23 protein-coding genes, 2 pseudogenes and 1 other annotated feature are annotated in these 25,519 nt (G+C 35.7%); of the genes and pseudogenes, 11 read left to right on the top strand and 14 right to left on the bottom strand.

The window, feature by feature from the left end; translation table 11 throughout:
* Positions 1-6 precede the first annotated feature (6 nt).
* Both cls and mecA read right to left on the bottom strand, forming a co-directional pair.
* Positions 7-1,515 carry a cardiolipin synthase gene (gene cls / locus BLP77_RS12865; RefSeq protein WP_093857537.1) on the bottom strand — a complete coding sequence of 503 codons (1,509 nt, stop codon included), beginning with the start codon at positions 1,513-1,515 and terminating at the stop codon, positions 7-9.
* Between the two features lie 115 nt (positions 1,516-1,630).
* Positions 1,631-2,338 (bottom strand): annotated as a pseudogene (gene mecA, locus BLP77_RS12860) (adaptor protein MecA).
* Between the two features lie 318 nt (positions 2,339-2,656).
* Here mecA and BLP77_RS12855 point away from each other — a divergent pair.
* Entirely contained in the window at positions 2,657-3,337 is a 681-nt protein-coding gene (locus tag BLP77_RS12855) for a TerC family protein (protein ID WP_093857536.1), read from the top strand.
* A 40-nt stretch (positions 3,338-3,377) separates the two neighbouring features.
* Here the strand turns inward: BLP77_RS12855 and spxA are convergent, their stop codons facing one another.
* The 3 genes from spxA to BLP77_RS12840 form a co-directional block, all read right to left on the bottom strand.
* Complete coding sequence (gene spxA, locus BLP77_RS12850) at positions 3,378-3,773, bottom strand: transcriptional regulator SpxA (protein WP_093857577.1); 396 nt, start codon at positions 3,771-3,773, stop codon at positions 3,378-3,380.
* A gap of 319 nt (positions 3,774-4,092) precedes the next feature.
* Positions 4,093-4,683: a GNAT family N-acetyltransferase gene (locus BLP77_RS12845; protein ID WP_093857535.1), complete on the bottom strand. Its 591-nt coding sequence runs from the start codon at positions 4,681-4,683 to the stop codon at positions 4,093-4,095.
* A gap of 530 nt (positions 4,684-5,213) precedes the next feature.
* A complete protein-coding gene (locus BLP77_RS12840) occupies positions 5,214-6,437 on the bottom strand; it encodes a putative glycoside hydrolase (protein ID WP_093857534.1) in 1,224 nt (407 codons plus the stop codon).
* A gap of 277 nt (positions 6,438-6,714) precedes the next feature.
* Between BLP77_RS12840 and BLP77_RS12835 the strand changes: the two are divergent.
* Both BLP77_RS12835 and BLP77_RS12830 read left to right on the top strand, forming a co-directional pair.
* Positions 6,715-7,187: pseudogene (locus tag BLP77_RS12835) on the top strand (DUF2975 domain-containing protein).
* 9 nt (positions 7,188-7,196) lie between these two features.
* Positions 7,197-7,412, top strand: coding sequence for a helix-turn-helix domain-containing protein (locus BLP77_RS12830; protein ID WP_093857533.1), 216 nt, complete (start codon positions 7,197-7,199; stop codon positions 7,410-7,412).
* A 179-nt stretch (positions 7,413-7,591) separates the two neighbouring features.
* Here the strand turns inward: BLP77_RS12830 and BLP77_RS12825 are convergent, their stop codons facing one another.
* The 6 genes from BLP77_RS12825 to refZ form a co-directional block, all read right to left on the bottom strand.
* Positions 7,592-7,801, bottom strand: a complete 210-nt coding sequence (locus tag BLP77_RS12825; RefSeq protein ID WP_093857532.1) for an alpha/beta-type small acid-soluble spore protein — start codon at positions 7,799-7,801, stop codon at positions 7,592-7,594.
* Between the two features lie 79 nt (positions 7,802-7,880).
* Positions 7,881-9,083 carry a tRNA uracil 4-sulfurtransferase ThiI gene (thiI, locus tag BLP77_RS12820; RefSeq protein WP_093857531.1) on the bottom strand — a complete coding sequence of 401 codons (1,203 nt, stop codon included), beginning with the start codon at positions 9,081-9,083 and terminating at the stop codon, positions 7,881-7,883.
* A 5-nt stretch (positions 9,084-9,088) separates the two neighbouring features.
* Entirely contained in the window at positions 9,089-10,222 is a 1,134-nt protein-coding gene (locus BLP77_RS12815; RefSeq protein ID WP_093857530.1) for a cysteine desulfurase family protein, read from the bottom strand.
* A 74-nt stretch (positions 10,223-10,296) separates the two neighbouring features.
* Positions 10,297-10,620: a hypothetical protein gene (locus BLP77_RS12810; RefSeq protein ID WP_093857529.1), complete on the bottom strand. Its 324-nt coding sequence runs from the start codon at positions 10,618-10,620 to the stop codon at positions 10,297-10,299.
* A gap of 24 nt (positions 10,621-10,644) precedes the next feature.
* Entirely contained in the window at positions 10,645-12,342 is a 1,698-nt protein-coding gene (locus BLP77_RS12805) for a septation ring formation regulator EzrA (RefSeq protein ID WP_093857528.1), read from the bottom strand.
* Between the two features lie 112 nt (positions 12,343-12,454).
* The gene (gene refZ / locus BLP77_RS12800) at positions 12,455-13,051 is read right to left on the bottom strand and encodes a forespore capture DNA-binding protein RefZ (RefSeq protein ID WP_093857527.1); all 597 of its coding nucleotides are present in this window, start codon (positions 13,049-13,051) and stop codon (positions 12,455-12,457) included.
* Between the two features lie 110 nt (positions 13,052-13,161).
* Here refZ and BLP77_RS12795 point away from each other — a divergent pair, with 110 nt between their 5' ends.
* The 3 genes from BLP77_RS12795 to rpsD all read left to right on the top strand — a co-directional run bounded on the left by BLP77_RS12795 (position 13,162) and on the right by rpsD (position 15,156).
* Complete coding sequence (locus tag BLP77_RS12795) at positions 13,162-13,641, top strand: GAF domain-containing protein (protein ID WP_093857526.1); 480 nt, start codon at positions 13,162-13,164, stop codon at positions 13,639-13,641.
* 101 nt (positions 13,642-13,742) lie between these two features.
* Complete coding sequence (locus BLP77_RS12790; protein ID WP_093857525.1) at positions 13,743-14,273, top strand: hypothetical protein; 531 nt, start codon at positions 13,743-13,745, stop codon at positions 14,271-14,273.
* Between the two features lie 280 nt (positions 14,274-14,553).
* Entirely contained in the window at positions 14,554-15,156 is a 603-nt protein-coding gene (gene rpsD, locus BLP77_RS12785; protein ID WP_093857524.1) for a 30S ribosomal protein S4, read from the top strand.
* Between the two features lie 155 nt (positions 15,157-15,311).
* On the opposite strand, the gene BLP77_RS12780 is transcribed toward rpsD, so the two are convergent.
* Positions 15,312-15,527 carry a hypothetical protein gene (locus tag BLP77_RS12780; protein WP_093857523.1) on the bottom strand — a complete coding sequence of 72 codons (216 nt, stop codon included), beginning with the start codon at positions 15,525-15,527 and terminating at the stop codon, positions 15,312-15,314.
* Between the two features lie 372 nt (positions 15,528-15,899).
* On the opposite strand from BLP77_RS12780, the gene BLP77_RS12775 reads away from it, so the two are divergent.
* Positions 15,900-16,346, top strand: coding sequence for a MarR family winged helix-turn-helix transcriptional regulator (locus tag BLP77_RS12775; protein WP_093857522.1), 447 nt, complete (start codon positions 15,900-15,902; stop codon positions 16,344-16,346).
* Between the two features lie 79 nt (positions 16,347-16,425).
* Positions 16,426-17,292: a permease gene (locus BLP77_RS12770; RefSeq protein ID WP_093857521.1), complete on the top strand. Its 867-nt coding sequence runs from the start codon at positions 16,426-16,428 to the stop codon at positions 17,290-17,292.
* A gap of 186 nt (positions 17,293-17,478) precedes the next feature.
* On the opposite strand, the gene BLP77_RS12765 is transcribed toward BLP77_RS12770, so the two are convergent.
* Complete coding sequence (locus tag BLP77_RS12765; RefSeq protein WP_245686886.1) at positions 17,479-17,775, bottom strand: DUF3219 family protein; 297 nt, start codon at positions 17,773-17,775, stop codon at positions 17,479-17,481.
* Between the two features lie 134 nt (positions 17,776-17,909).
* Between BLP77_RS12765 and BLP77_RS12760 the strand changes: the two genes are divergently transcribed.
* Together BLP77_RS12760 and BLP77_RS15895 are read left to right on the top strand one after the other, a co-directional pair.
* Positions 17,910-20,645 (top strand): UPF0182 family membrane protein, encoded by a 2,736-nt coding sequence (locus BLP77_RS12760; protein ID WP_093857519.1) that lies wholly within the window; start codon positions 17,910-17,912, stop codon positions 20,643-20,645.
* 13 nt (positions 20,646-20,658) lie between these two features.
* Complete coding sequence (locus BLP77_RS15895; protein WP_176753076.1) at positions 20,659-20,811, top strand: hypothetical protein; 153 nt, start codon at positions 20,659-20,661, stop codon at positions 20,809-20,811.
* 39 nt (positions 20,812-20,850) lie between these two features.
* On the opposite strand, the gene tyrS is transcribed toward BLP77_RS15895, so the two are convergent.
* On the bottom strand, positions 20,851-22,119 hold the full coding sequence (gene tyrS / locus BLP77_RS12755) for a tyrosine--tRNA ligase (protein ID WP_093857518.1): 1,269 nt from the start codon (positions 22,117-22,119) through the stop codon (positions 20,851-20,853).
* A 46-nt stretch (positions 22,120-22,165) separates the two neighbouring features.
* Positions 22,166-22,367: a binding site (T-box leader), on the bottom strand.
* Positions 22,368-22,500: 133 nt separating this feature from the next.
* Here tyrS and BLP77_RS12750 point away from each other — a divergent pair.
* The gene (locus BLP77_RS12750) at positions 22,501-25,515 is read left to right on the top strand and encodes a transglycosylase domain-containing protein (RefSeq protein WP_093857517.1); all 3,015 of its coding nucleotides are present in this window, start codon (positions 22,501-22,503) and stop codon (positions 25,513-25,515) included.
* The last annotated feature ends 4 nt before the right edge of the window (positions 25,516-25,519 follow it).

Below are 25,519 nucleotides of genomic sequence, written 5' to 3'. Positions count from 1 at the left end.
TCCTTTCTATAATAGCGGTGATAGTAATCGGAATAGCGACTCCATCACCCGAACGAAGATGGACCGATTTTTAAATTCCTCTGGGTCAATTTCTTTTGATTTAAGAAAATCCTCTTTAAAATCCCTAACGATCTTATTCGTACTCTCTGTCCTAAATAAGAAGGCATTTACTTCAAAATTTAAATGAAAGCTTCTCATATCCATATTAGACGTTCCAATGGATGCTAGTTCATGGTCAACAACTACGATTTTACTGTGCAAGAAGCCATCGACATACTCATAAATTTTAACCCCGGCATCCATCATTTCCGGAAAATATGAACGCGAGGCATGAAAAACAATTCGTTTGTCTGGCCGCTTTGGCATAAGTAACCTAACATCAACACCACTCAGACTCGCGACCTTCATAGCGGTTAAAATATCATCATCCGGAATGAAATATGGAGAAGCAATCCAGATCGATTTCTTAGCCGAGATAATCATTGAGAAATACAGCTTTTTAATCGTCTCCCATTGGTTATCTGGACCACTTGTAATCATCTGAACGCCACCGAAATCATCATCCAATATCTCGGGAGATAAATAGTCAGGCTTTAATAAATACTCGCCTGTTTCATGATTCCAATCCTGTAGAAATATTGTTTGCAGACTACGGACTGCCTCACCACGGACATACAAGTGAGTATCTCGCCAATCGCCATAATACTTATTTTTGCCTAGATACTCATCGCCGATGTTCAGACCACCGACGAATGCGATTTTTCCATCAATGACGATGATTTTACGATGGTTCCGAAAGTTGATCCGATTCCCTATAAACGGTAACTTTACAGGGGAAAAAGCCTTGAGATGGACACCTGCTTTATGTAATTCATCTTTAAATTTGCTAGACAGCTGCCAGCTTCCAACTGCATCGTATAAAAATCGTACTTCAACTCCAGCTTGAGCCTTTTCTATTAAAATATCTTTTATCGTATTACCGATTTCGTCATCTCGAACAATATAATATTCCATATGGATGTGGTGCTCTGCCTTATTAAGCTCATCAATGATAGCAGGAAATGTCTCTCTACCATTCGTCAAAATTTTCGTCTCTGTATTAAACGAAACCGGGGTATTACCTAAATGCTGTGCCAGGCGGAACAACATCCTCTGATGATCCCCCATTTGATTGAGTTCATGATCTTCAATCGAATAATGGCCCTCTACTCGATTAAAGGCTCTTTCATCTATCACTTGCTTTTCTTTATAACGCTTTTTCTTTTTATAATCTCGACCAAAAAACAAATAAAAAAAGAACCCAAACACTGGGAATAAAGCGAAAATTAGTAACCAATTTAGTGTCTCGGATGGATTACGATTCTCAATAAATATCATAAACCCTATTAACACAGCTGATACCGAGGCAAAAATTGAGAACATCGTAATAATGCGACCTTCCCATAAACTGAAAGCTACGTAATAGACAGCAGTTACGATGAGTAAAAATATGACGACTTGAATCCATTTCAGCATTTGTTCATAACATCCTTTACAGCTATGCGACCTTAAGACCTAAATTAAAGATACTGAATTTTATACCATTTTGCAACTAAATAAAATGAAAAAAAGCACTGACGTTAATCAGTGCTTAAATAGCTTGGAATGTTTTCTTCAGTTGTCTTAAAGCATTTTTCTCAAAAACTTGATTGCCGTATTCCATTAAATAATGAATAGACATACTGGACTCTTCACCGTATTCAAGTAAGTGACTAATACAATCCTCTTGTTCGTCTTCACTTAAGAAGCCCTCAGGGAATAATACATATAGATAGTATCGATTTTCAAAAGCATATAAAGCATCATCAATAAATCGCGAATCAGTCATCGAATGACTTAATGAAATGGCATCTTCAAGGTCATTAAAATTCACCATAATATTTAAATCATCCATTGGATCATCTTCGTCTTTCTTATCATGATCAGGTTGATATTTTTTCTTTGTCTTACGACGTTTATGATGACTATGATCCATTAATGATTCCAATTTATCGTCTAGATTTGTTTGAAGTGGATTCAATTCTTCATGTGGAAACTCTAATTTATCCCCATTTTTAGAAACCTGTGCTTTTGTAACTACGATTTCCAAGCCTTTATCTAATGCTTGAACTTGAATCCATAATGGTCCATCTATATTAAATTCTTCTTGATCATTTACTTCATCCATCATTTCCTAGAAGAGTTGTTCTCCTTTTTCACGATTGTACCAAATATCTTCGCGGTTAAAGCCTCTTTCCTCTATATCACGATAGGAGATATAAAATTTCAGTGTATTCTCATTAATACGCTCTATTTCCATTTTTTCCTCTCCCTTCTTTTTTTAAATAAAACTGGGAAGGACTACATGAATATTTTAATTAGTTGTAGATTATTTACCCTTTTTGAATAGTAGGTAATCATTTTCATAAGCTGGTCCTCTTTATCATATTTTATGATAGGTACTAATAAAATGAAAATCATTTTAACTAATTTCAGAATAAATCCATATTTGCCCTAACTATGTCTCATAGTATATTACAGATTGAAATATTGAACAATCTTTGTGCATATATTTTATTTAATGTATGATTTTAACCTAATTTTTTGTATTTGTCACTACTAATATGGGAGGTTTTTTATGGAATTAGTATTACTTGATCTCAATTGGGACTTGCTTAAAGCTATCTTGATTATCATAGGACTTGATCTAATTTTAGGTGGAGATAACGCTGTTGTCATCGCTATGGCTAGTCGAAACCTCCCTAGACACGGTCAAAACAAAGCCATTGTATTAGGGACAAGTTTAGCGATTTTAATGCGTGTTTGTTTAGCTAGTGTGGTCATTTTCTTACTCACTATTCCCTATATTCAGCTAATCGGTGGATTGTTTTTATTTTACATCGCCTTAAAATTACTAATAGAACAAGAAGATGATCGGCAAGTCGATTCAGCATCAACGCTTTATGGGGCTGTTAAAACAATTGTAATAGCGGATTTTATTATGAGCCTTGATAATGTTTTGGCTATTGCTGCGGTTTCGAATCAGAACCTCATACTTATTGTGATTGGACTAGCTATATCAGTTCCGATAATTATTTTCGGAAGTAAGATCATCCTCCGAATCATGAATAAGTACCCTATCATCGTTTATGCTGGAGCTTCGTTAATAGCTTATACGAGCGCTGATCTTATCCTGCGTGAAGAGCGGATGGAGCATTATTTTTCGTACATTCCCAATGAACATTTATTATTACCATCCATCTCAATTCTTATCGTATGCCTTTTAGGTTATTCCTATAATCAGCGAATTAAGAACTAAAAAAGTCGAATCAACTGGTTTGATTCGACTTTTTTTCATATCAATTAACTAAACGTTGAGCTTCTTTAAGTTGAAAAGAACGTACTTTTCTTGGTAAGAATCGACGTATCTCATCTTCGTTATAACCTACTTGAAGACGTTTATCATCTAATATGATTGGACGTCGTAATAAACCAGGGTTCTTTTGAATTAGACTAATCAAATCTTTTAATGGCATTTGATCTAGACTAACATCTAAAGATTGAAATACTTTGGAACGGGTTGAGATAATTTCATCCGTACCATCTTCAGTCATACGGAGAATTTCTTTTACCTCATCTTCCGTCAATGAATCAGAAAAAATGTTTCGCTCTTTAAATGGAATACTTTGGTCTTCTAACCATGCACGAGCTTTTCTACAAGATGTACAGCTTGGTGATGTAAATAATGTTACCAACGCCATTCACCCTCCTTTTTGAAAGGTACTATATTCGTAACAGCTTTTAACTGTTATTAGTTTATAATGAATTTAAACTACCTTTCGAAGTAATTATACTACAGTGTGAAAATTTTGGATAGGTTATTTCGGAATTTGTAATAATTTATTCACATTAATTATTGTATTTATTTATGGTTTTCCCTACTTTTGGATAATTAAACCTTTTATATGTAATTTTTATGATATTTGCCCATTTTTTTCGTCTCAAAAACTTACTTCAATGCACAGAAAAGCTACCCTAACATCTTTTTCAGTTGGGCAGCTTTATTTGAGAATATTAAACGCTTTTAAGGTTTTCTAATGCATCAAAGATATCGGCATCTCTAGACTTATCAATTTTCAATACTTCTTCAACTGGCTGATAAGACTCACCATATATTTCTTCATCTTTATAAGTATGAATTTTCTCATACATTTCTTTCATTTTCTCATAAATAACTTCCTCTGACTCTTCATCTGGTGACCAGTAAAGAATCTCCATTGGGTTGACCTCATTAGTTGCAAGTGATTTTCTCGTATAACCAATTGACTGCGCGTGTTTGAATCCTTCTCTTTGGTAGAAACGCAATCGTTTTTCAGAATCACTGTCTTCATAATCAAAAGGCTCAACCTCAAGAATGATCGGCTTGTCTTTTGCTTTCAGTTTTTCCATTAATTTGTGGCCAATACCTTGACCTCTTGATTTAGGAGATACATAAACATAATCAATAAAGATAAATGAGTCAAATTCAGCATACATCATCACATGGTATTCGCCTTCATCTTTATGATAAACGTCACCCTTTTCCTTCAAAAGCATTTCCATATGCTCTTTTGACTTCATCTCCTCTACCGGAAAATACTGATTAAGCTTTTCATACCAATTCATTGATCTACTCCTTCTATGAGTTTTCTTTGACCTTTATCGTGTTGCAAAACTTGAAAATTATGCTATAACATTCATCAAAAATCATTATACAGAAGATCAATTTCAAGGTTAAACGCCATTTATAAAGGATGAAGGGGATATACTATCAATAATCATGTTCATCACAACTTCTATTTCTAATCCCTTTTTATTGTGTAAACAAACGCGTGAATACTTAGAAATATTACAAATTTAAAGTAAATTAGTTTTACTTAACGTAATTTGTCCAATTTATGATCTATTTAAAGCAGAGGTATGAGAATTAAGCATATTTCTCAAGAATACTTGACTTGTTGGATTTTTATTAAAATGGGCTTTTTGTTTAAGTTTTAATAACTTTTATTTAAGTTCTAAGGTCATTTGTTTAAGTTATAAAATTGTTATTTAAGTTAACCTTTAAATTGTTTAAGTTCACATCATTTTTATTTAAGTTTTTCAAACAAAAAATAACACGTGAATTATGAAAAATTCACGTGTTTAACCTATCTATACTATTTACCACTCGGGTCGTAGTCAACACCCTCGGTATAAGTATTTAATGGATCCCAAATTAAATACTCATATATCTCATTCGCATAGAGTGCTTCAATTTGAGCTTGAACCTGTTTCGGGCCGTATACAAATGACGGTCCACTATACAACCAAGAAGCTGTAAAGTCCTGAATCCAAGGTCGACTCGTCGGGGCATCATCTAATTGATTTAACAATTCATTTTCTCTTTTTGCATACTCGTCAATTAATCGATAAGGCTCCGAATCTGGATTTTGAATATTAAAATATCCAGGTCCCCAATGACTCGGGTAGATCATCGATGAAATAACATCTACATTTTCTGATATCGTTAAAAAATTCTGACCGATTCCAGGTGCTTCTACAATATCTGCTGTGTAACCAAAAATATCCACTGAAACATCAACCTGATAAGGTTCTAACTCTTTCTTAGCGTAAGCAACAAAATCTGTCACCGCATTGACACGCTCTTTGACATTATTCAGGCTTGCTTCATCATATTCACCACGAGAGTAATCTAATATTTCATCACGATGCTCGAAGCCTTCTGGAAAACGAACATAGTCAAATTGAATTTCCTGAAACCCTAGTTTGGCTGCTTCTTTAGCAATTTCAACATTATACTCCCAAACATCTTTTACGAACGGATTCACAAACGCATCCTTATTTCCATTTCTCCAGACTTGCCCATTTTGTTTAAATGACCACTCTGGTTGTTGCGTTGCCAAATATGTATCCTTAAACACAACTATTCTTGCAATTGGATAAATTTGCTCCTTCTCAAGTCGTTCTAATACTGCTCTTGGTTCTTTAATAAAGTTACGAGAAGCATCATAAAAAGGTGATTCCTCTGGCATTTTATAAGTGATATAGCCATGATCGTCCTTAATATCAATGACCATAGCGTTCAGATCTGTTTGATTAACATAATCAACTAACTTTTCGAACCTTGAGTTCCCTGCTGAATGACCCGTTAAATAGATACCTCTAACAGCATCTGGATACTCAAAATTTAACCCAGAATCATAAACATATCTTGGGACAGGATTAGGTAATACTCGTTCTTCAAGATTAGTCTCAAAGCTTGATAGAATTGAGACATTTTTGATAGATTCGACTTCCTCCCCTTCCGCAGAAACTAAACTAGCCGACCACAAGCTCAATAGTAGTACTAAAACAGCAACGAAATACTTTCTTTTAAACATGTAGATTTTCCCCCAAGTTGTTATCTTTAATTTCATTATATTATATTTCTGTTAAGAATAGAGGACTAATTTTAATTTTTCTTAAAAAAATATTTACCAATTACGATTTTTATTTAAATTAGTCACTCTAAGAAATTCCCAAAATCTAAAGAATACCATTAATGTGAAAAATGATATATATAACAATAAGAACATAATGTAAATATATAAATTTTTATTGAAAAACGATAAAAATATATTATAATAAAAGTGACCATAAATAAGTGAGGTGCTTTTGATGAAACATAGTTCAACACACTTTTTAAAGATTGCTGTTTTACTTATTGGTACTCCAGTTCTTGCGTTGAGTATATTTGGATTGCTTTGGTTAGCTAATAATCCAGCAAACCCTGATTATGCCTATAATATCCCATTTTAATAAGTTTGTATGTATCCGTGATTCCATTTTTCGTTGCTTTGTATCAGGCTTTTAAACTTTTAAGTTATATTGACAAGAACCAAGCATTCTCTGAGTTGTCTGTTAAGGCTCTAAAGAAGATCAAATTCTGCGCAATAACAATCAGTGGTTTGTATATTCTAATGATGCCTTTCGTTTATCTCATAGCAGAGCTAGACGATGCCCCAGGACTTATAATAATCGGAATGATACCTATCTTTGCTTCAACCGTAATCGCAGTATTCGCTGCAGTGCTCAAAAAACTTTTACAAGAAGCAATTGATATAAAATCGGAAAATGACTTAATAGTCTGAGGTGATAACATGGCAATTATAATCAATATTGATGTGATGCTGGCTAAAAGGAAAATGAGTGTAACAGAACTTTCGGAGAGGGTTGGTATCACAATGGCTAACCTTTCTATATTGAAAAATGGAAAGGCAAAAGCGATTCGATTATCAACTTTAGATACGATTTGTAAGGCTTTAGAATGTCAGCCTGGAGACATTCTAGAATACAAAAGTGACGAAGACAATTAGGAATGATGCCATTTTTTTCTAACAATAAAAATTAATCAATTAAGTTTAAATCGCTTGGGTTACATCAGGTGTTTTTGTGTTTTAAATTCCTCGACGTTATGGGAACTACATACCATAAATCTTTAACAATTAAAAAAAGGGCAGCATAGAGCCGCCCCTTTAATTTAAAAACATAAATGTTATTGTTGTTGACCATTCATTTGTTGTTGTGCTTGTTGCACTAGACGTTTTGTGATTTCTCCTCCTACTGAACCATTAGAACGAGATGTTGAATCAGCGCCTAGCTGTACACCAAACTCTTGTGCAATTTCAGTTTTCATTTGGTTTAATGCGGCATCAACGCCAGGAACTAATAATTGGTTTGAGTTATTAGAGTTTTGGTTTGCCATGGCTAATCACCTCCTCACTTACTATTGTGAACAGCAAGGAAGTAATAATACTATGCAAAACTTGGTAAGTAAAAGGGTTTTATAATAAATCCTCAAACTCTTCTTCAGACTCGTTTTCAGAGGCACTAAAAGATACAGTTTCTATTTCAGATAGAGCCTTCTCGATATCCTCACTAAAATCAATCGGTCTTTCAAATTCATTAACTTTTTCTCTTCTTGGCCGTGTTTTTGGAGCTTTTGGTACAAAAATAGTACAGCAATCTTCATAAGGTCTAATTGAGATCTCATAAGCGCCAATCTCTTTAGAAATATCAATAATATCAACCTTATCCATCGCGACTAATGGACGTATGATCGGATAATTTGTCACTTCATTAATCGCGTGCATGCTTTCCATCGTTTGACTTGCCACTTGACCAAGGCTTTCTCCAGTCGTTAGTGATAAAATGTCACGATTTTTAGCAACCATTTCACTAATACGCATCATTAAGCGTCGCATAATGGTCATGCCATAATTCTCAGGTGCTTCCTGAAAGATTTTTTGCTGAATTTCAGTAAACGGAACAAAATGGACTTTTACATCACCACCATATTTGGTTAAAACACGAGCTAGGTCCTCAACTTTTTGCTTAGCTCTGTCACTTGTAAATGGGGGTGAATGGAAATGAATAGCCTCAATCTCGACACCACGGTTCATGGCAAGATAACCTGCGACAGGACTATCTATACCACCTGACATTAACAATAACGATTTCCCAGTAGTGCCGACAGGAAGTCCGCCTTGACCCTCAATTTTTTTAGACGTAATGTACGTTGCATCATGACGGATTTCCACTCGTATTTCAACGTCTGGTTCATGTACATCTACCGACCATCCATTCGTATTCCGTAATAAATGTCCACCTAAAATCTGATTCATATCTTGAGAAGAAATCGGAAAGTCTTTATTTGGACGTTTGGCTGTTATTTTAAAGGTTTGACCTTCTTCTAGTATCAGTGCTTTCAAGGCTCCAGCTTTAATCTTTTCTTCTTCATTCTCAACTTTCATGGCTAAGCTAAACGATTGAATACCGATGATGTCCTTACAATTTTCTAATATGGGTTCATGGTCTTCACCGTTTAATAAAATATACATGTGGTCACGTTTAGCTTTAACCTTTATATTTGGAAACGCAGAAAGCTTTCTTTCCACATTTCTTTTTAAAATTTGAATAAATGATTTTTTATTTTTTCCTTTTAATGCTAGTTCCCCGTAACGAACTAATATATGATCATACTTCATCTTAACTACCCCATTATATTTTCGTATTGTTCAACAATTTGAACTAATGCTTCAATAAATTGATCTATATCGTGTTCATCCTGATCTAAGTTCATACTGACTCTAATAGCCGCACTAGCTTCTAAATCTTTACCACAAGCCATTAAAACGTGACTCGGTTCATTCTGTTTTGATGAACAAGCAGACTTTGTAGATACAAAAATGTCTTTCTCACCTAAGGCGTGGATTAAGACTTCCGGTTTAAAACCAGGAATTGAAAAATTAAATATATGTGCAGCTCCATTTTTTGATGAATTAATAATCGTCCAATCAAATTTTTCTAATTTCTGGTACAGCTTTTGGTGTAAGTTATTTAAACGACTATAACTGGATTGATTTTCATGCATTAAACGCATGGCCTTTGCTAATGATACAATTCCAGCTACATTTTCTGTACCGGGCCTAACAGCATCTTCCTGTGAACCGCCTTGAAACAGTGGCTGTAGGGTCACGTGACGTTTTTTAATTAAACAACCTGTTCCCTTCAAACCATGGATTTTATGCCCTGATATCGATACTAAATCTAAACCATCCACATGATAAGGTAATGGAATTTTTCCATAGCCTTGCACATGGTCCGTGTGAAACATAATTTTCGGATACTGCTTTAAATGCTTAGCTATTTCTTCAATTGGTTGAATGCTCCCGATCTCGTTATTAACATGCATGATCGTAACAAGTATGGTTTCATCCGTAATCGCTTGTTTCAATTCATCCATATCGATCATCCCATATTTATCAACCGGTAAATAAGTAACCTTAAAGCCTTCATCTTCTAATTGTTTACAAACTTGAAGAACGGCAGGATGTTCAATTTGGGTTGTAATAATATGATGACCTCTATTTTTATGTTCATAAGCGATTCCTTTAATAGCCAAATTATTACTCTCAGTTCCACCGGAAGTAAAGATAATTTCTTCTCGATTAACTTTTAATATTGTCGCAATTTGTTCTCGTGCTTTATTAAATAATTTTTCGACTTCACTACCAGCTGAATGGATGGATGAAGGATTAGCAAAAAAATTTGTCGAAACCGTTTGAAATGTTTTTAAGACTTCAGGATCTGGTTGTGTCGTTGCACTATTATCTAAATAAATCATCAGGATGACTCCTTTGCGTACGTTTTGCATCGAATTATATTAACATAATTTATCCCATAAATAAAGCTACTCCCTTATGAATTAGGAGTAGCTTCTTCATTCAGATTATACATCTCTAATAATGTATCAATCGAAACACCCTCTGTTGGATGATCTGTTACAGCCTCATCAAAATTAGATATGTCAATGGGTTCAGTTTCTTTTTGTTCTGAATTCGTATTTCTTTCAACATAAGCATAATAAGTTGATGAATCTTTTTGACTAACGCGTATTTCCTTGGAAATACTATGGCCCTTAGCCTGATAAACTTGATCATCAGGCTGCAACATTAATACAATAAGAAACGTCCAGGTAATCACAAATAAGGCACTGCTTAAACCGACAATAAGACGCTCCATTTTTATCTCCCCCAACTTGAACTTCTACGACACAGTTGTTTCAGTTAAGACTTCCTCTATGCGCTTCAATGCGCCTGGTTCTATCTCTTCTAGTGTCTGTGATACTTTTTCTAAAGCGACTTCATATTCATAATTCAAAAAAGCTTGTTCAGCTTCAGAAATTTTTGCAGCCAATATTGGATAACCTGTACGATAACGATTTGCGTATTGGATGACCTTCTCTGCTAATTGTGCCTGTTCGATGAGTAATTCTGTCTGTTCAACGGCCCGATTGACTGCCTTTTCAGCTTTTTCATTAGCGTGGGAAATTCGATCCATATCTAATGGTTGTTCTTCAAGTGATAGGACTGCATCAGACACTAATGCTCTACCCTCTTCCACTAGCTCAACGATATAGTTCGGTATTCCAGGTAAATTACTCTTTTGTAAATTTTGTCGTACGTTAATAATCCCTTGTTTTAGCTCACTTATATGGTCTCTTGCGTCCATTTCATCTTTCCTTAAATTGTGAAGATACTGATCAAATTCGGCTTGTGGCTGTTCCCAGTTTTCATAATCCGTCAGCCATTTTTCAACTTCAGCACGAATGGTGGAATAAAGCTTCTCTTCTTCCTCAACCATCACCTTAATATGGGCCGCTTCTTTATCTAAACGATCAATCGTTTTTTCTAATTGATACTGCTCTTCATATTTGGCATCGTTTAAATGATAATTTTCCTTAACGGCCATGACATTTTCTTTAGTTTGAGCAAAGCGCTCTTTTGCGTCTGCTACTTTTTCTTCTAACGAACCTAACCGCTGCATGACGAAATTTTTATCTAAAGCTTCTTTTTCTAGTTCATCGTAAATTTCTAAAATACGAGAGCGAATTTGTTCAATCTTTTCTTCAACCCCATCATCTTCACCTTTATTCAACTGATCAATAAGTGCTAATAATGTTTCATGATGTGTATGTATTTCCTTATCAAACCCAAGAATTTGAATTCGATAACCTTCGTCACGCATTTCCCTTAATCCATTTTGTAAGTGATCTAGATCTTCGGGTAAGACCTGCTTACATATGCGATATAATTCTGGGAAGCTTTGTACCTTTTGATCAAGCTCATTTAAATGGTGACTTATATGATGAGCTAATTGATGGGCTTCTGTATAGTTTCCGGATTCCGTTTGTTGCTCGTATTCGTCTAGTTCTTTTTCGATATCATCTAATTCGACCTCAAAGACAACTTCTGCTTTACCTAGCTGGTAACCGTTCTGTAAAACCTTTTTGCGCACTTCACTGATTTGTGGTTTGATTTTTTCTATTTCTTGTCGGCTATCCTCTTCTGAATGAATTAACCGATCGACTTCTTGAAATATGTCATCAATCGTTTTTTCAACTTGATCTAATTCACGTCCGATATGATTAATAATACGAAATGCTTTTCCAAATCGGTATCGTTCAGCTGATTCCTCAGCATCTAACAAATCTTCTTCCACGTTTGAAAAAATCTCATCATTGATTCGGTCCCATTCATTACGCCATGATTCAAATAATTCTTCGGTTTCGCCTGTTAAATTAAGACCACGAACCTTCCCTAGTTCTTCAGCCACTTGACGATTCATCAATAGGACTTTTTGTTCTTCAAGGGCGTCTACACGTTGATAGACCTTCTTTCTCATGATGACTCCAACTAATATAAATAGTACGATTGTTATAAAAATGATTAATATAATCTCCATCAAAAGCCCCCTAACCTTACACAACTATTGACTCAAATAGCTCATTTCTATGATAGCATGTTTTGGTAATCATTTGCTATAAAATTTGCGAATATACGACATTTTTAGACACTTATTTAAAAGAAAACCATTTTTTAAATGTTTCCATATATTTCTTAACAAAAATATAACCGCTTTGATCCCAATGGTAATGTTCCTGCCAATCATTGGCATAAACGAATGGACCATTGATTAAACTTTTTAATTGTATGTAAAAAACCTCGCGTTCCACACTTTTTAAATTCCATGCTTTTGAAATCGATTCGGTAATTTTCTCAAGCAGGAATTTTTCTTTAGCCACATAGGTGGAAAATAATTCACGAATAAACATATTATCTAATGACAATTCACGTTGAATAAAACAACTGAATTGAAAATAATCGTATTTATAATGTATAATTTGTTCAATAACTTGAAAGAAAACGTCTGAACTCGAAAGGTCATCCTCCTGTTCGGTTAACAGTTCTAATAAATCTAAGTAATTCTCAAAATAGTCGACCGTCATATGTTCTAATAACCCTTGCTTATTTTTAAAATGATAATGAATCATTGACACGTTAACACTGGCTTTATCGGTGATTGAACGTATAGATGTTCCATTGAATCCATTGTAAAAAAACAACTGGGCGGCAGCCTCCATGATTCTTTGTTTTGAGCTTAATTCTGACATAAAATCACCTCTTTCTCTTAATATTCGATTGTTATGATAAAATACCTTTAAATATTTATCGGCTATTTTCGACAAATTTTTAATTTAAACCATAAAAGGAGCGTATTAAATTGTTTGAAGCTATCACGTACAGTGGAACTAGAGAAGAAAATTATGATTTACTTATAAAACAGCTTGATTACTTACTAGAAGACGAAAAAGATTTAACAGCTAACTTAGCTAATGCAAGCGCACTACTAAATCAATTTTTAGATCAAGTTAATTGGGTTGGTTTTTATGAAATGAAAGACGACGAGCTTGTCTTAGGACCATTCCAAGGCTTACCAGCTTGTGTGAGAATAGCTAATGGCAAAGGCGTATGTGGCACGGCAACTGCAGAACGTAAAACGATTCTTGTCGAAGATGTTCACCAATTCCCAGGACATATTGCTTGCGATGCACAAAGCCAATCCGAAATTGTTGTTCCAATCATCATAAACGATGAAGTATTCGGTGTATTAGATATCGACAGCCCGATTAAAAACCGCTTCGATGAAACAGACAAAAAATACTTAGAAGAATTTGTTGAATTGTTAATCAAACACTTATAAGCATGGCGTTGTTAGCACCAATTTTGGTGCTATTTTTTATACCAAAATTCGACTCAATCATGGTATAATAATCTTAAATAAATTGGAAAGGATTATATCAGATGCTCGAAGAAAAATTAGATTTGATATTGTCTGAACTCCATAGTATTAACAACCGCGTAACATCATTGGAATCAAACCATCAATATATGAAAGACATTCTTAAAAACTTTGCAACAAAGAAGGACTTAGAGAAATTCGCCACCAAAGATGACCTTAACAATGTGTGGTCTCATATTCAAAAGGATCTTGATTCATTAAAAAATGAGCAGCAAATGATGAAGAAAGAACAACAAATCATGAGTGATGATCAAAGAACTATGAAAGAGGATCAAAAATCTATAAGAGAAAATCTTCTGGCTGTGAAAGATAACCAACAATTTATTAAAAATGAACAACAAGCTATGAAAATTGAGCAAAAATCCATGAGAGAAGATCAACTCGCTATGAAAGAAGAACAACATACGATGAAAGAAGATCAGCTTGCTATGAAAGAAGAACAACAATTAATTAAACAAGCTGTACTTGAAACAAACGAAGCAGTGGAAAGAGATAAGAAGAAATCAAATTACTATCTATCAAATGGTCGGTGAACACGAGATATCAATTCGCTCCATTAAGAATCATATCTTATAATCTCTCTAATCTCTCCTAAACACTTGACTCCCCCACTATTTTTCCTTATAATATCCTTTGTGTAAAATAAAAGGCAGCTTAGGTGAACTAGCTGTGTCATCATTTTGTACCTCAAGTTAGAGGTGTATCGCGTAACTCTCTGCTGCTGGAGCGAAGGTACATGAATGCAAAATGAGCATAGTACGGGACACATCCTTTTTATTTTATGCAAATTCATATATAAAGGAGGAGACGCTAGTGGCACGTTTCACAGGCTCTCTATGGAAAAAATCACGTCGCTACGGCATTTCTCTAAGCGGTACAGGTAAGGAATTAGAGAAACGCCCTTACGCTCCGGGTCAACATGGTCCGAACCAGCGTAAAAAACAATCTGAATATGGACTTCAGTTACAAGAGAAGCAAAAGCTTCGTTTCATGTATGGTTTAACTGAACGTCAATTCCGCCGCATCTTTGAAGATGCAGCAAAATTGAAAGGTGTTCACGGTGAGAACTTCATGATTCTACTTGAATCTCGCTTAGACAACCTTGTTTACCGTGCAGGTCTTGCTCGTACACGTCGTCAAGCACGTCAATTAGTTGGTCACGGTCATATCACTGTAGATGGAAGTCGCGTTGACATCCCATCATACCGTGTCAAACCTGGTCAAGTAATCGGGGTACGTGAGAAATCACAAGATCTTGACATTATTGCAGAAGCAATTGAAGTGAACAACTTCGTACCTGAATACCTTACATTGGATGAAGACAAAAAAGAAGCGACGTTCAATCGTTTCCCTGAACGTTCTGAACTACCTTCAGAAATCAACGAACCACTTATCGTTGAGTACTACTCTCGTTAATAAGTTCGTTTTGTATAACTCATTATTTAAAAACCCTGAAACCCTTAAAAACAAGGGTTTCAGGGTTTTTTGTTATCTTTCAAGTCTGTATAATAACATATAATTTGCGTTTTCTTTGGATAAGTGGGCAAAATTCACAAAAATCCTGACGTAGCTTAAAATCTCGATCTATTCTCATTTTTTAGTTTATTAATTTCTATTTCTAATTCTTCAATTTTATTCCGATTTAATTCATCAACCTTCTTACGGTTTGATTGACTAGCTCCACCAAGAAATCCTATAAATCCACCTAAAATAAACCCAAGTGGACCAAATATCAAGGTTCCTAAAATAACACCGACTGTAATATATAAAAAATATAAATAGGTCATTGTATCCTCCCCCATTCTTTGCTATATATTTCTTTATGACATTCTTAACAAGGGTTACTGCACAGGAAATCCTTCTAAACTTCTCTGAAATTTAGGGTATCATATTTCATCAAAAATTCATTTTCCATTTTTATGAAATAACATGCTGCAGGGTTAACCTTTGCAATATCACAAAGTAGTACATGGGTAATCCATCTTCCTCAAATAGCTTAAGTCACCTTCTATTACAAAATAAACTCCATCTTATCAATCATTAAAACCTCGATATGCTGTTACTTTAAGGAAACCCAATAAATAAAAATTGCATTTTGCAAATAAAATGGTTGCAAAGTTCAACTAAATAAGTTATAACTAAACTAAGAGGTGATGAACATGAGTACAGATAATCTAAGAACACTATTTCAATTAGTAGCAAGACGTTATGGGTTTCTTAATGAATATTGCTGTGATACTTGCTGTGGCCAGGATATCAATGTTTCTCAAAGTCATATCCTATTTGAAGTATCAAGACAACACAACCCTTCCATGAGAGATGTAGCCAATGCATTAGGCGTTGACATTACAACGTTCAGTAGACAAGTAAAAGCCTTGATTGATAAAGGATATGTTTTGAAAACACCTCACCCTGAAGATCAACGCGTACACCTCTTATCACTGACTGAAAAAGGTAAAGGGTTAGAACATGATATTGATGACGAAATGAACAATAACTTAGAACAAATTTTATCGCAATTAAATGATGAAGACCGAAAAACAGTTACTAAATCAGTTGAATTATTAAACACCGCGATGAAAAAGACCGAAAACCTTTGTTGCTAACCTCCTAACTCTAAACAAAGGGAGGTTTATTCATAAATACTTGCAATTTACAACTTTTTTTATAAAGGAGGAGTTAATTATGTGGCAAGATATTCTCACCAGTTTTATCACTCTTGCATTAGAGCTAACGGTTTTATTTGTCGGAATTACGTTTGTAATCAGCTTATTGCAAGGCATTATTCCTTATCATAAATTAGAAAAATATCTTTTCAAATCGAATAAACTTATAGGTGCGTTTGTAGCAGTCGTATTTGCATTTATCACACCGTTTTGTTCTTGTTCAACCATTCCCATTGTTGCTACGATGCTGCAAAAGAAGATGAATTTTGGTTTCGTCATGATATTCTTATTTGCTTCACCAGTCTTAGACCCGACTATTCTTACATTGATGGGTGTTATATTTGGATGGAAAATCACCATCATCTATACCCTTATCACTTCGATATTATCAATTATTATTGGATTCACACTAGAGTCATTAGGGTTTGAATCATCCGTTAAGAACGTCGTCGTTAAAGACGAATATGAAAAACAGAAAAAAATGAATCTCAGGCTAGCTTGGCAAGAAACCGTGCATTTGATTAAAACCGTGTATCCATTCTTAATTATTGGGGCACTAATTGGAGCGATTATCCATGGAGCCGTTCCAACAGAATGGATGTCGAATACATTTGGAGGTCAAGAATGGTGGCTTATTCCCATTGCAGCCATTATCGGGATCCCGCTATACATTCGATTATCAACGATGATCCCAATTGCTAACATTATGCTTGTCAAAGGAATGGCGTTAGGACCTGTCATGGCTATTATGATTAGTTCAACTGGCGCAAGTCTACCTGAGGTCACCTTATTACATTCAATTTTCCATAAACGTTTAGTAATTGCCTTCATATTATCAGTCTTGTCTATGGCAACCTTGTCTGGTACATTATTTTACTTATTATAAATTGTTCATCCCCCATTAAAGGAGGTGATTAAAGTGATGAGGTTGTTGAAAACTCTTACAGGAAAATCAAAAAAAGACTGCTGTTCTACTAGCATTCAACCTGCAGAAGAAGAGCAAGAGAGCCAGTGCTGTGATAACCACACAGAACAGCCATGTTGTTAACACTGTGAGAGGGGTGACGCAGAGTCACTCCTCTTTCTTCTCGATTAACTCTAAGTGATAGTCTCCTACTGCTCCCTCTTTATACAAGTTAGTGAATGAGGTGAAATAGTTCTGAATTTCGGCCCTGAAAAAGAGATCCTCACTCGGCACTTTAACTTCAAAATCATTTATATATAATAGTGTCGTAACGTCATGATAATCGTCATGATGAACTTTAAAATCAATGACGATGACGTTTAAATCTTTTCCTTTCGTCTGTTCTTTCTCCAAACTAAAATTAACAGCCTTTATTAAGTAATTATTTATGAAAACATCAGTCACGAAACACTCCACCTTTTTAAGTAATTCTTCTGGAATCAACATATGATTTACTTTAAACTAATTATAGGATAGGTGAAACTAATTCACTAAGACAAACGTAATCATGTATATAAAAGGAAATTAGGGAGGTAACCATGAGCGATCAAGATTTTTTCAGTCAAATCAATCAAAAGCAAAAAGATAACCTTAATAAATTATTGAAACGATTAAAATTTGTATTTTTAATTTTATTACCCATTGTTATAGCGGGATTCATTGGGTTTCACATCCTAACGAACTATATTTGGATGGATACACTCGGTTTTGAAAGCGTCTATACAACCATTTTAACGAGTCGTGTAGCGCTTGGAGTCATTGGCTTTGTCCTGTTTTTAGTGGTTGGTTTATTCACGTTAAAGTGGATTCATAAATCTTATCTGGGATACTTGAATCAAAATGTATTACCAGAAGCACTACTGAATAAAAAGACAAGCCGTAATATTATATTAATTATCTCGATCATTTTTGGTGTGATTGGGACAATGCTTGTCCAAGGTTTAGGTTGGGAGCCGGCCTTAAAGCTATTAAATTTCGAGACATTTGGAACGACTGACCCGCACTTTAATTTAGATGTATCGTTTTATGTCTACATATTACCATTCATAGAGTTTGTCATTGGTGTTTTACTTAGCTTAAGTGTGATTGTGTTGCTATCTGAGATCGGTGCCTATTCCGTCTTTGAGATGTACAGACGCAGCCGATCAGCTCAATTACATTTAGGATTTACATTAGGCTTTATCGGCCTGCTACTGGCTGCGCAACACTTTCTTGAGCCTTATGGAACATTATTAACCAATGAAGTTAATGCCTTTCAAAATAGTGTCGTACATGGGTTAAGCTATACGGACGATGTTATCAATATTCCAAAAGCTTATATTTTAGGTGGAACAGCGATTTTAGCTTCTATTTGGATGATTATCTCGCTCATTCGAGGACGATTAAAGGGCATGATTTATCCAATAGCAACTTATATTGCTGTCGTTATTCTTGGACAGTTAGCCTCAGTAGCAGTTCAGCAGTTCGTCGTATCACCTAATGAATTCTCAAAGGAAGAACCTTATTTAGAGCATAATTTAAACTATACAAGAACAGCTTATAATTTGGATAATATCAATGAAATTGAACATCCAGGTAACGACACTTTAGATCAAGATTTACTTGAACGTAATCAATTAACCATTGATAACGTCCGTATTAATGACGCTAGACCTTTACTTGAGGTCTATAATCAAAAACAAACATTCCGAACCTACTATGAGTATAACGATATCGATATTGACCGCTATATGATTGATGGTGAATACAGTCAGGTCTTTATTGGTGCTCGTGAATTGAATACAACAGATTTACCTGATCAAGCTAAGACCTGGGTTAATGAAAACTTACGTTATACACACGGTTACGGAGTTGCGATGAGTCATGTTAATGAAATAGATAGTCAAGGTCAACCGGAGTTTATTATGAAAAACTTACCTCCAGAGGGTTCTTTTGATATTGAGCGGCCACAGATTTACTTTGGTGAGGAGCCTTACGGTAGTGTCATCGTCAATACAGAAGTCGATGAATTCGATTACCCTGCAGGAGAAGTTAATGAATCAACTCGTTTTGAAGCCGACAGCGGAATCCCATTACAAGGATTAAATAAATTACTATTCGCTATTAAAGAAGGTAATTTCCGCATGTTTATTTCAGACCAATTAACGGCTGAAAGTCAGCTTCTACAGACTCGTAACATTGTCGATCGGGTTAATCGTATTGCGCCATTTTTTGAATATGACTTAGACCCTTATTTATTTGTTCGTGAAGATGGTGGCTTAAGCTGGATGATGGATGGCTATTTAACAGCTGAGAATTTCCCATATGCGGAACCCTATCAAGGTAGTCAGAACTATATCCGAAACTCTGTAAAAGTGACCATTGATGCTTATACAGGGGAAGTTAATTTCTATGCATCCAATCCAAATGACCCGTTATATCAAACCTATCGGAACATCTTCCCTGACTTATTCACCGATGAAGTTCCGAATGATGTAAGAGCCCATTTCCGTTATCCGGAAATGCTCTTCCAAATCCAAGCGGAGAAATATGGAACTTATCATATGTCAAACCTTGAAGTGTTCTATAATCGTGAAGATGTATGGCAATTTCCGACTGAGAAATATTTTGCAAATGATACCGTAATGGATCCTTATTACGTCAGCATGAAATTACCGGAAGAAGATATGGAAGAATTCCTATTAACCATGCCATATTCTCCTAAGAATAGACAGAACATGATTGCTTGGTTAGGTGTAAGAAACGATGGTGACAATTATGGTGAATTCTTTGTATATCGTTTTCCTAAACAAAAGAATGTTTATGGGCCACAACAGATTGAAAATCGAATCAACCAGGATAGTTATATTTCTCAAGAGTTAAACCTATGGTCTCAAGGTGGTTCCAATGTTATCCGTGGTAATTTATTAACGATACCTATAGAAGATACAGTTTTATATGTGGAGCCAATTTATATTGAATCATCAAATCAAACGTCACTACCAGAGGTTAAACAAGTTGTCGTAGCCTATCAAGATTATATTGTGATGGAAGCTACCTTTGATCAAGCACTGGACCGCATCTTAACAATGGTTGAAGAAGGAGAGCCGGGAAATATACCTGAAGAAGGCGTAGATGACCCAGAACAGCAAGATCCAATTCTGAATGCTGACCAAACATTAAGAGATGTTTCTGATCTATTTGAACAGTACCAAAATGCATTATCACAAGGCGATTGGGCGCGTGCTGGTGAAATCATGACTGAAATCGAAAATAAATTGAACGAGACGGAATAAAGGGGGGCAATTTTTGGAAGACGTTATAGCAGTGATTGCGTATTTACTTCCTGTGATTTTAGTAGCGTTTATCATTAGATGGATTCGCCTCATTCGATTAAATACTGAAAAGCAAATTCAACAAAACGAGGAGATTATTGAGTTATTAAAGAAGAATCTGTCCTAAAAAATTCCCGTCAACTCTTGGTTGGCGGGAATTTTATCTCTATTGATGTCTGATTAGGAAGTATTTCTTCTTACCCCGACGGATCACAGTAAATGCGCCGTCAATTTTATCTTGATCATCTACAACGTACTTCATATCTTGCTCACGTTCACCATTAATATAAATGGCACCATTTTTAATATCCTCACGAGCCTGGCGTTTAGATGATGAAATATTAGCCTCTACAAGTAAATCAATTAACCCTTTCTCAGATTCCTCTAAAGCATGTGATGGAACATCCTTAAACCCAGCTTCAATTTCATCTTTATTAAGTGCCTTAATATCCCCTTTAAATAAAGCATTTGAAATACGGATGGCTTGGTCTAAGGCCTCATCGCCATGGACTAACTCCGTCATTTCCTCTGCTAAGCGGCGTTGAGCAGTTCGTTGTTCGGGCTGTTCCTCTACTTCTTTTTCTAATTCTGCAATTTCATCTAATGATAAAAATGTAAAGTATTTTAGAAACTTAATCACATCACGATCATCTGCGTTAACCCAGAACTGATAGAACTCGTAGGGCGATGTTTTATCTGGGTCCAACCAGATGGCTCCACCAGCCGTCTTACCGAATTTTGAGCCATCTGCTTTTGTAATTAATGGGAAAGTTAAGCCATATGCTTTCACCTCTTCCCCTTCCTCACTTGTTCGGCGAATGAGTTCAAGACCAGCTGTAATATTCCCCCACTGATCGCTTCCTCCAATTTGTAGCGTGCAATCTTGATTTTGGTTAAGCTTTAAGAAATCTAATGATTGAAGCAGCATGTATGAAAACTCTGTAAAAGAAATACCATTTTCAATACGAGATTCAACTGAGTCTTTAGCTAGCATATAATTGACACTAAAATGCTTTCCGACATCGCGTAATAATTCAATAACGGTCATATCATTTAACCAATCTAAGTTATTGACCGCTATAGCCCCTTTATGATCATCGGTAAAATCAATTAAATGGGAAAGCTGTTCTTTTAGTCGATTACTGTAATGTTCCACAACTGATGCATCATTTAATTGTCTTTCTTCATTACGACCACTTGGATCACCTATCATACCTGTTCCACCGCCGACAAGGGCAATTGGACGGTGACCTGCTTTTTGGAATCGTTTCAGAATAATCACTGGAAGTAAGTGTCCGATATGCAAACTATCCCCTGTTGGATCAAACCCACAGTATAATGAAACTGTTTTGTCATTTAAATGTTTTTCTAATCCTTCTTCATCCGTGACCTGATTAAATAACCCGCGAGCTTTTAAATCCTCAATAATATTCATATATATCCTCCTCTATTTATTTTTAATAAAAAAATCCCTCATCCACTATAGGGACGAGGGAATCGCGTTACCACCCTAGTTGTAGTTATCATCTAACTACCACTTCATTCATCATAACGGTTTTACCGCTCTCAGTTATGAGAGATGCTCCAAGCCGTAATTCGTCACATACCTTGCACTGATTTGCAGCAACCATCAGCTCTCTTAAGCAGCGGGTATATGCTACTTCAACTCTTCTTAGCCTTAACAATATTCAATTCCGATATGAAATATTTTTACCACATATAAACCGAAAATGCAACTAAATTCATGTCGATTAATGGATAGGATGTGTTAATAGATTATGCTATAATAGATTTGACATTTTAGGGGGTTCGACAAATGGATAAAAATGAATTCAGAGATAAATGGCTTTCCTACTTCCAAAAAGGAAAATTTTTATCATCCACCCGAATCACGCTTGATGTAATGTGGCATATTGCCTTATTCTTTATCATCATCGGTTTGGTTGCGATGTTTTTCTTAGGAGGTCTAGGTTTTGGCTATTTCGCATCCTTAGTTCAAGGCCTTCCGGATGATGGCAAAGAAGAGATGCGTAAACAAATTTACAATTATGAAGAGACTTCAAATATCTATTTTGCTAATAATGTACATATGGGTGAACTCAGAAGTGATTTACACCGTGAAGAAGTTACATTAGATAATGTTTCAGAAAATGTTAAAAATGCGATTATCGCAACGGAAGATGAATATTTTAAAACACATAATGGGATTGTACCGAAAGCGATCATGCGAGCTCTTTATCAAGAATTCTCTAATGCAGAGATGCAATCAGGTGGAAGTACATTAACCCAGCAACTGATCAAATCACAAATTTTAACGAATGAAGTTTCCTTTGAACGTAAAGCTAAAGAAATTTTAATTGCATTACGCCTTGAAAACTTCTTTGAAAAGGACGAAATTTTTGAAGCTTATTTAAATATCGTTCCATTTGGTCGAGATTCTTCTGGACGGAACATCGCGGGTATTCAATCTGCGGCTCAGGGCCTATTCGATGTTGACGCTAGTGAACTTAATTTAGCTCAAGCAGCCTACATCGCTGGAATGCCTCAGAGTCCGATAGCTTATACTCCGTTTAAAAATAATGGTGAGGTAAAATCTGAAGAAAACTTACAGCCCGGTTTAGATCGACAGTATGTTGTTCTATCACGGATGCTAGATGAAGGTATGATTAATCAACAAGAGTTTGATGAAGCGCTTAATTACGATGTTATCGGCAACTTAACGGATAAAAAGGAATCAACCATTATTGACTATCCTTTCCTTACATTTGAAATTGAAAGTCGCGCGATTGACATTATGACTGAGCAGTTGGCTATAGACGACGGCTACACGCTAGATGAAATAAATAACAACAGTAACTTACGAGAACAATATAGAATTTTAGCGGAACGTGACTTACGTCAAAGAGGATATAACATTCATACGACTATCAATAAAGAGATCTATGATAAATTCCAAGAAGTCACAGAAGAGTATTCTTACTTTAATCCAACTAAATATGTGACGCGAATTGATCCTAACACCGGAGAACAATATCAAAAAGAAGAACCTGTCGAAACTGGTGCTTATTTAATGGAAAATCAAACGGGTAGAATTATTGCCTTTGTTGGTGGACGTGATCATGAGCGGAGTCAAATCAATCATATGTCATTCCACATCAGACCAAATGGTAGTACGATGAAACCATTATTCGGTTATGCGCCAGCCATGGAGGAAGGCGTTATTCAGCCAGGTTCACCTATACCTGATGTGAAATTTGAATATGTGGATACAGCTGGTAATGTTTGGACGCCTTCTAACTATATTGCGAGCTTAGAAAGTGGTATTGAAAGCGCCAGACAGGCACTGTTCAATTCACACAACTTACCTGCAGGAAGATTAGCAATTGAAATGGCTGAACAAGGTGTCGATTCAACTGAATACCTCGAAAAAATGGGTTTCAGTAATGTAACGCCAGATGACGCACCACCTGCCAATATACTCGGTTCGAAATATGTGACTGTCGAAGAAAATACAAATGCTTTTGCGACATTCGCAAACGATGGTAAATTTATCGACGGGTATATGATTGAGAGGATTGAGGATGGCGAAGGAAATGTGATTTTTGAACATGAGGTTGAAGAGACAGAGGTCTTTTCACCACAAACGGCATATTTAACCGTCGATATTCTTAGAGACGTTCTAACGCAAGGTACGGGGACATATTTAAGAAGCCAATTAAATCATCCGTATGTTGACTGGGCGGGTAAAACGGGTACAACAAACTATTGGATGGACTCTTGGTTTGTTGGGACGAACCCTAATGTCACTCTCGGAACATGGATTGGCTATGACACTTATGATGTTGATGGTGACGGTTTTGTTTCCGAAAACGAACGAAGAAACTATATGAACTTAAGGGTATGTCGAGATTGTGCACTTGGTTATAGTAGCCGGAACCAAGGGTATTGGGCTCAATTAGCTAATGTCGCAACTGAAATTAATCCTGAATTGATGGCACCTGAAGAACGATTTGAAAGTCCAGGTGGAATAGTGACACGTAGTTATTGTCAGCTATCAGGTAAACTTCCAAGTGAAATGTGTGAGGATCTTGGCTTAGTTAAAACCGACTTATTCAACGTCGATTATGTACCGACTGAAAGAGATAATAGCGTCATTGAAGGGCAATACGTCCAAATCGGCGAAAATTATTATCAAGCTGCTGAACAAACACCGGTTGAGTTTGTCGAGGAAGGTCATTTCCTAAGACCAGGATTCATTGAGGAAAAAGGCTGGGATAATATTACCGACTTGAGTAAGCTTCTACCTGACAATGAAGCATGGGCCAATCTCATCGTACCAGAAGAAGAACCACCTGAAGATGATGGAGCTCCACCAGCACCAACAGGGTTAACCATTGAGAATAACTCCATTACATGGAATTCAGTCGAAACGGATGTCATTGGTTATCGAATTTATATGGCTAGCTCTGAAGACGGTGAATTTCAGCGCGTTGATTCAACAAAAGAAACAACCGCTTTAATCCCACTTGATAATAGACAATACGCTATTAGTGCCGTTGATTTCTACGGTCAAGAGTCAGAGTTATCAGACCCTGTTACATTTGGTGATTTAGGTTTACCTGTCGATCAGGAAGAAGATGAAGAAGACGAAGAAGAAAACGACAATGATGAGAATAATGATGACAGCAATGACAACAATGGAAACGGCGATAATAATGACAATGGTAACGACAACGGCACTGGAAATGGCAATGAAAATGGTAACAACAACGGAAACGGTAATGAAAATAACAACGATGATGATAATCAAAATAATAGAGATTTAGGATAATGTT

Source organism: Tenuibacillus multivorans, assembly GCF_900103915.1.
Taxonomy (GTDB): domain Bacteria; phylum Bacillota; class Bacilli; order Bacillales; family Alkalibacillaceae; genus Tenuibacillus; species Tenuibacillus multivorans.
Note: the sequence above shows the minus strand (reverse complement) of the source record. Positions and strands in the feature narration are given on the sequence as shown.

Bases quoted from the DNA above. Each gene is read 5' to 3' on its own strand.
- refZ (WP_093857527.1), bottom strand. From the start codon at position 13,051: ATGTCAGAATTAAGCTCAAAACAAAGAATCATGGAGGCTGCCGCCCAG.
- BLP77_RS12775 (WP_093857522.1), top strand. From the start codon at position 15,900: ATGAGTACAGATAATCTAAGAACACTATTTCAATTAGTAGCAAGACGT.
- BLP77_RS12825 (WP_093857532.1), bottom strand. From the start codon at position 7,801: ATGGCAAACCAAAACTCTAATAACTCAAACCAATTATTAGTTCCTGGC.
- BLP77_RS12830 (WP_093857533.1), top strand. From the start codon at position 7,197: ATGGCAATTATAATCAATATTGATGTGATGCTGGCTAAAAGGAAAATG.
- BLP77_RS12790 (WP_093857525.1), top strand. From the start codon at position 13,743: ATGCTCGAAGAAAAATTAGATTTGATATTGTCTGAACTCCATAGTATT.
- BLP77_RS12805 (WP_093857528.1), bottom strand. From the start codon at position 12,342: ATGGAGATTATATTAATCATTTTTATAACAATCGTACTATTTATATTA.
- BLP77_RS12780 (WP_093857523.1), bottom strand. From the start codon at position 15,527: ATGACCTATTTATATTTTTTATATATTACAGTCGGTGTTATTTTAGGA.
- tyrS (WP_093857518.1), bottom strand. From the start codon at position 22,119: ATGAATATTATTGAGGATTTAAAAGCTCGCGGGTTATTTAATCAGGTC.
- BLP77_RS12840 (WP_093857534.1), bottom strand. From the start codon at position 6,437: ATGTTTAAAAGAAAGTATTTCGTTGCTGTTTTAGTACTACTATTGAGC.
- cls (WP_093857537.1), bottom strand. From the start codon at position 1,515: ATGCTGAAATGGATTCAAGTCGTCATATTTTTACTCATCGTAACTGCT.
- BLP77_RS12770 (WP_093857521.1), top strand. From the start codon at position 16,426: ATGTGGCAAGATATTCTCACCAGTTTTATCACTCTTGCATTAGAGCTA.
- BLP77_RS12815 (WP_093857530.1), bottom strand. From the start codon at position 10,222: ATGATTTATTTAGATAATAGTGCAACGACACAACCAGATCCTGAAGTC.
- thiI (WP_093857531.1), bottom strand. From the start codon at position 9,083: ATGAAGTATGATCATATATTAGTTCGTTACGGGGAACTAGCATTAAAA.
- BLP77_RS12855 (WP_093857536.1), top strand. From the start codon at position 2,657: ATGGAATTAGTATTACTTGATCTCAATTGGGACTTGCTTAAAGCTATC.
- BLP77_RS12760 (WP_093857519.1), top strand. From the start codon at position 17,910: ATGAGCGATCAAGATTTTTTCAGTCAAATCAATCAAAAGCAAAAAGAT.
- BLP77_RS12845 (WP_093857535.1), bottom strand. From the start codon at position 4,683: ATGAATTGGTATGAAAAGCTTAATCAGTATTTTCCGGTAGAGGAGATG.
- BLP77_RS12750 (WP_093857517.1), top strand. From the start codon at position 22,501: ATGGATAAAAATGAATTCAGAGATAAATGGCTTTCCTACTTCCAAAAA.
- BLP77_RS12810 (WP_093857529.1), bottom strand. From the start codon at position 10,620: ATGGAGCGTCTTATTGTCGGTTTAAGCAGTGCCTTATTTGTGATTACC.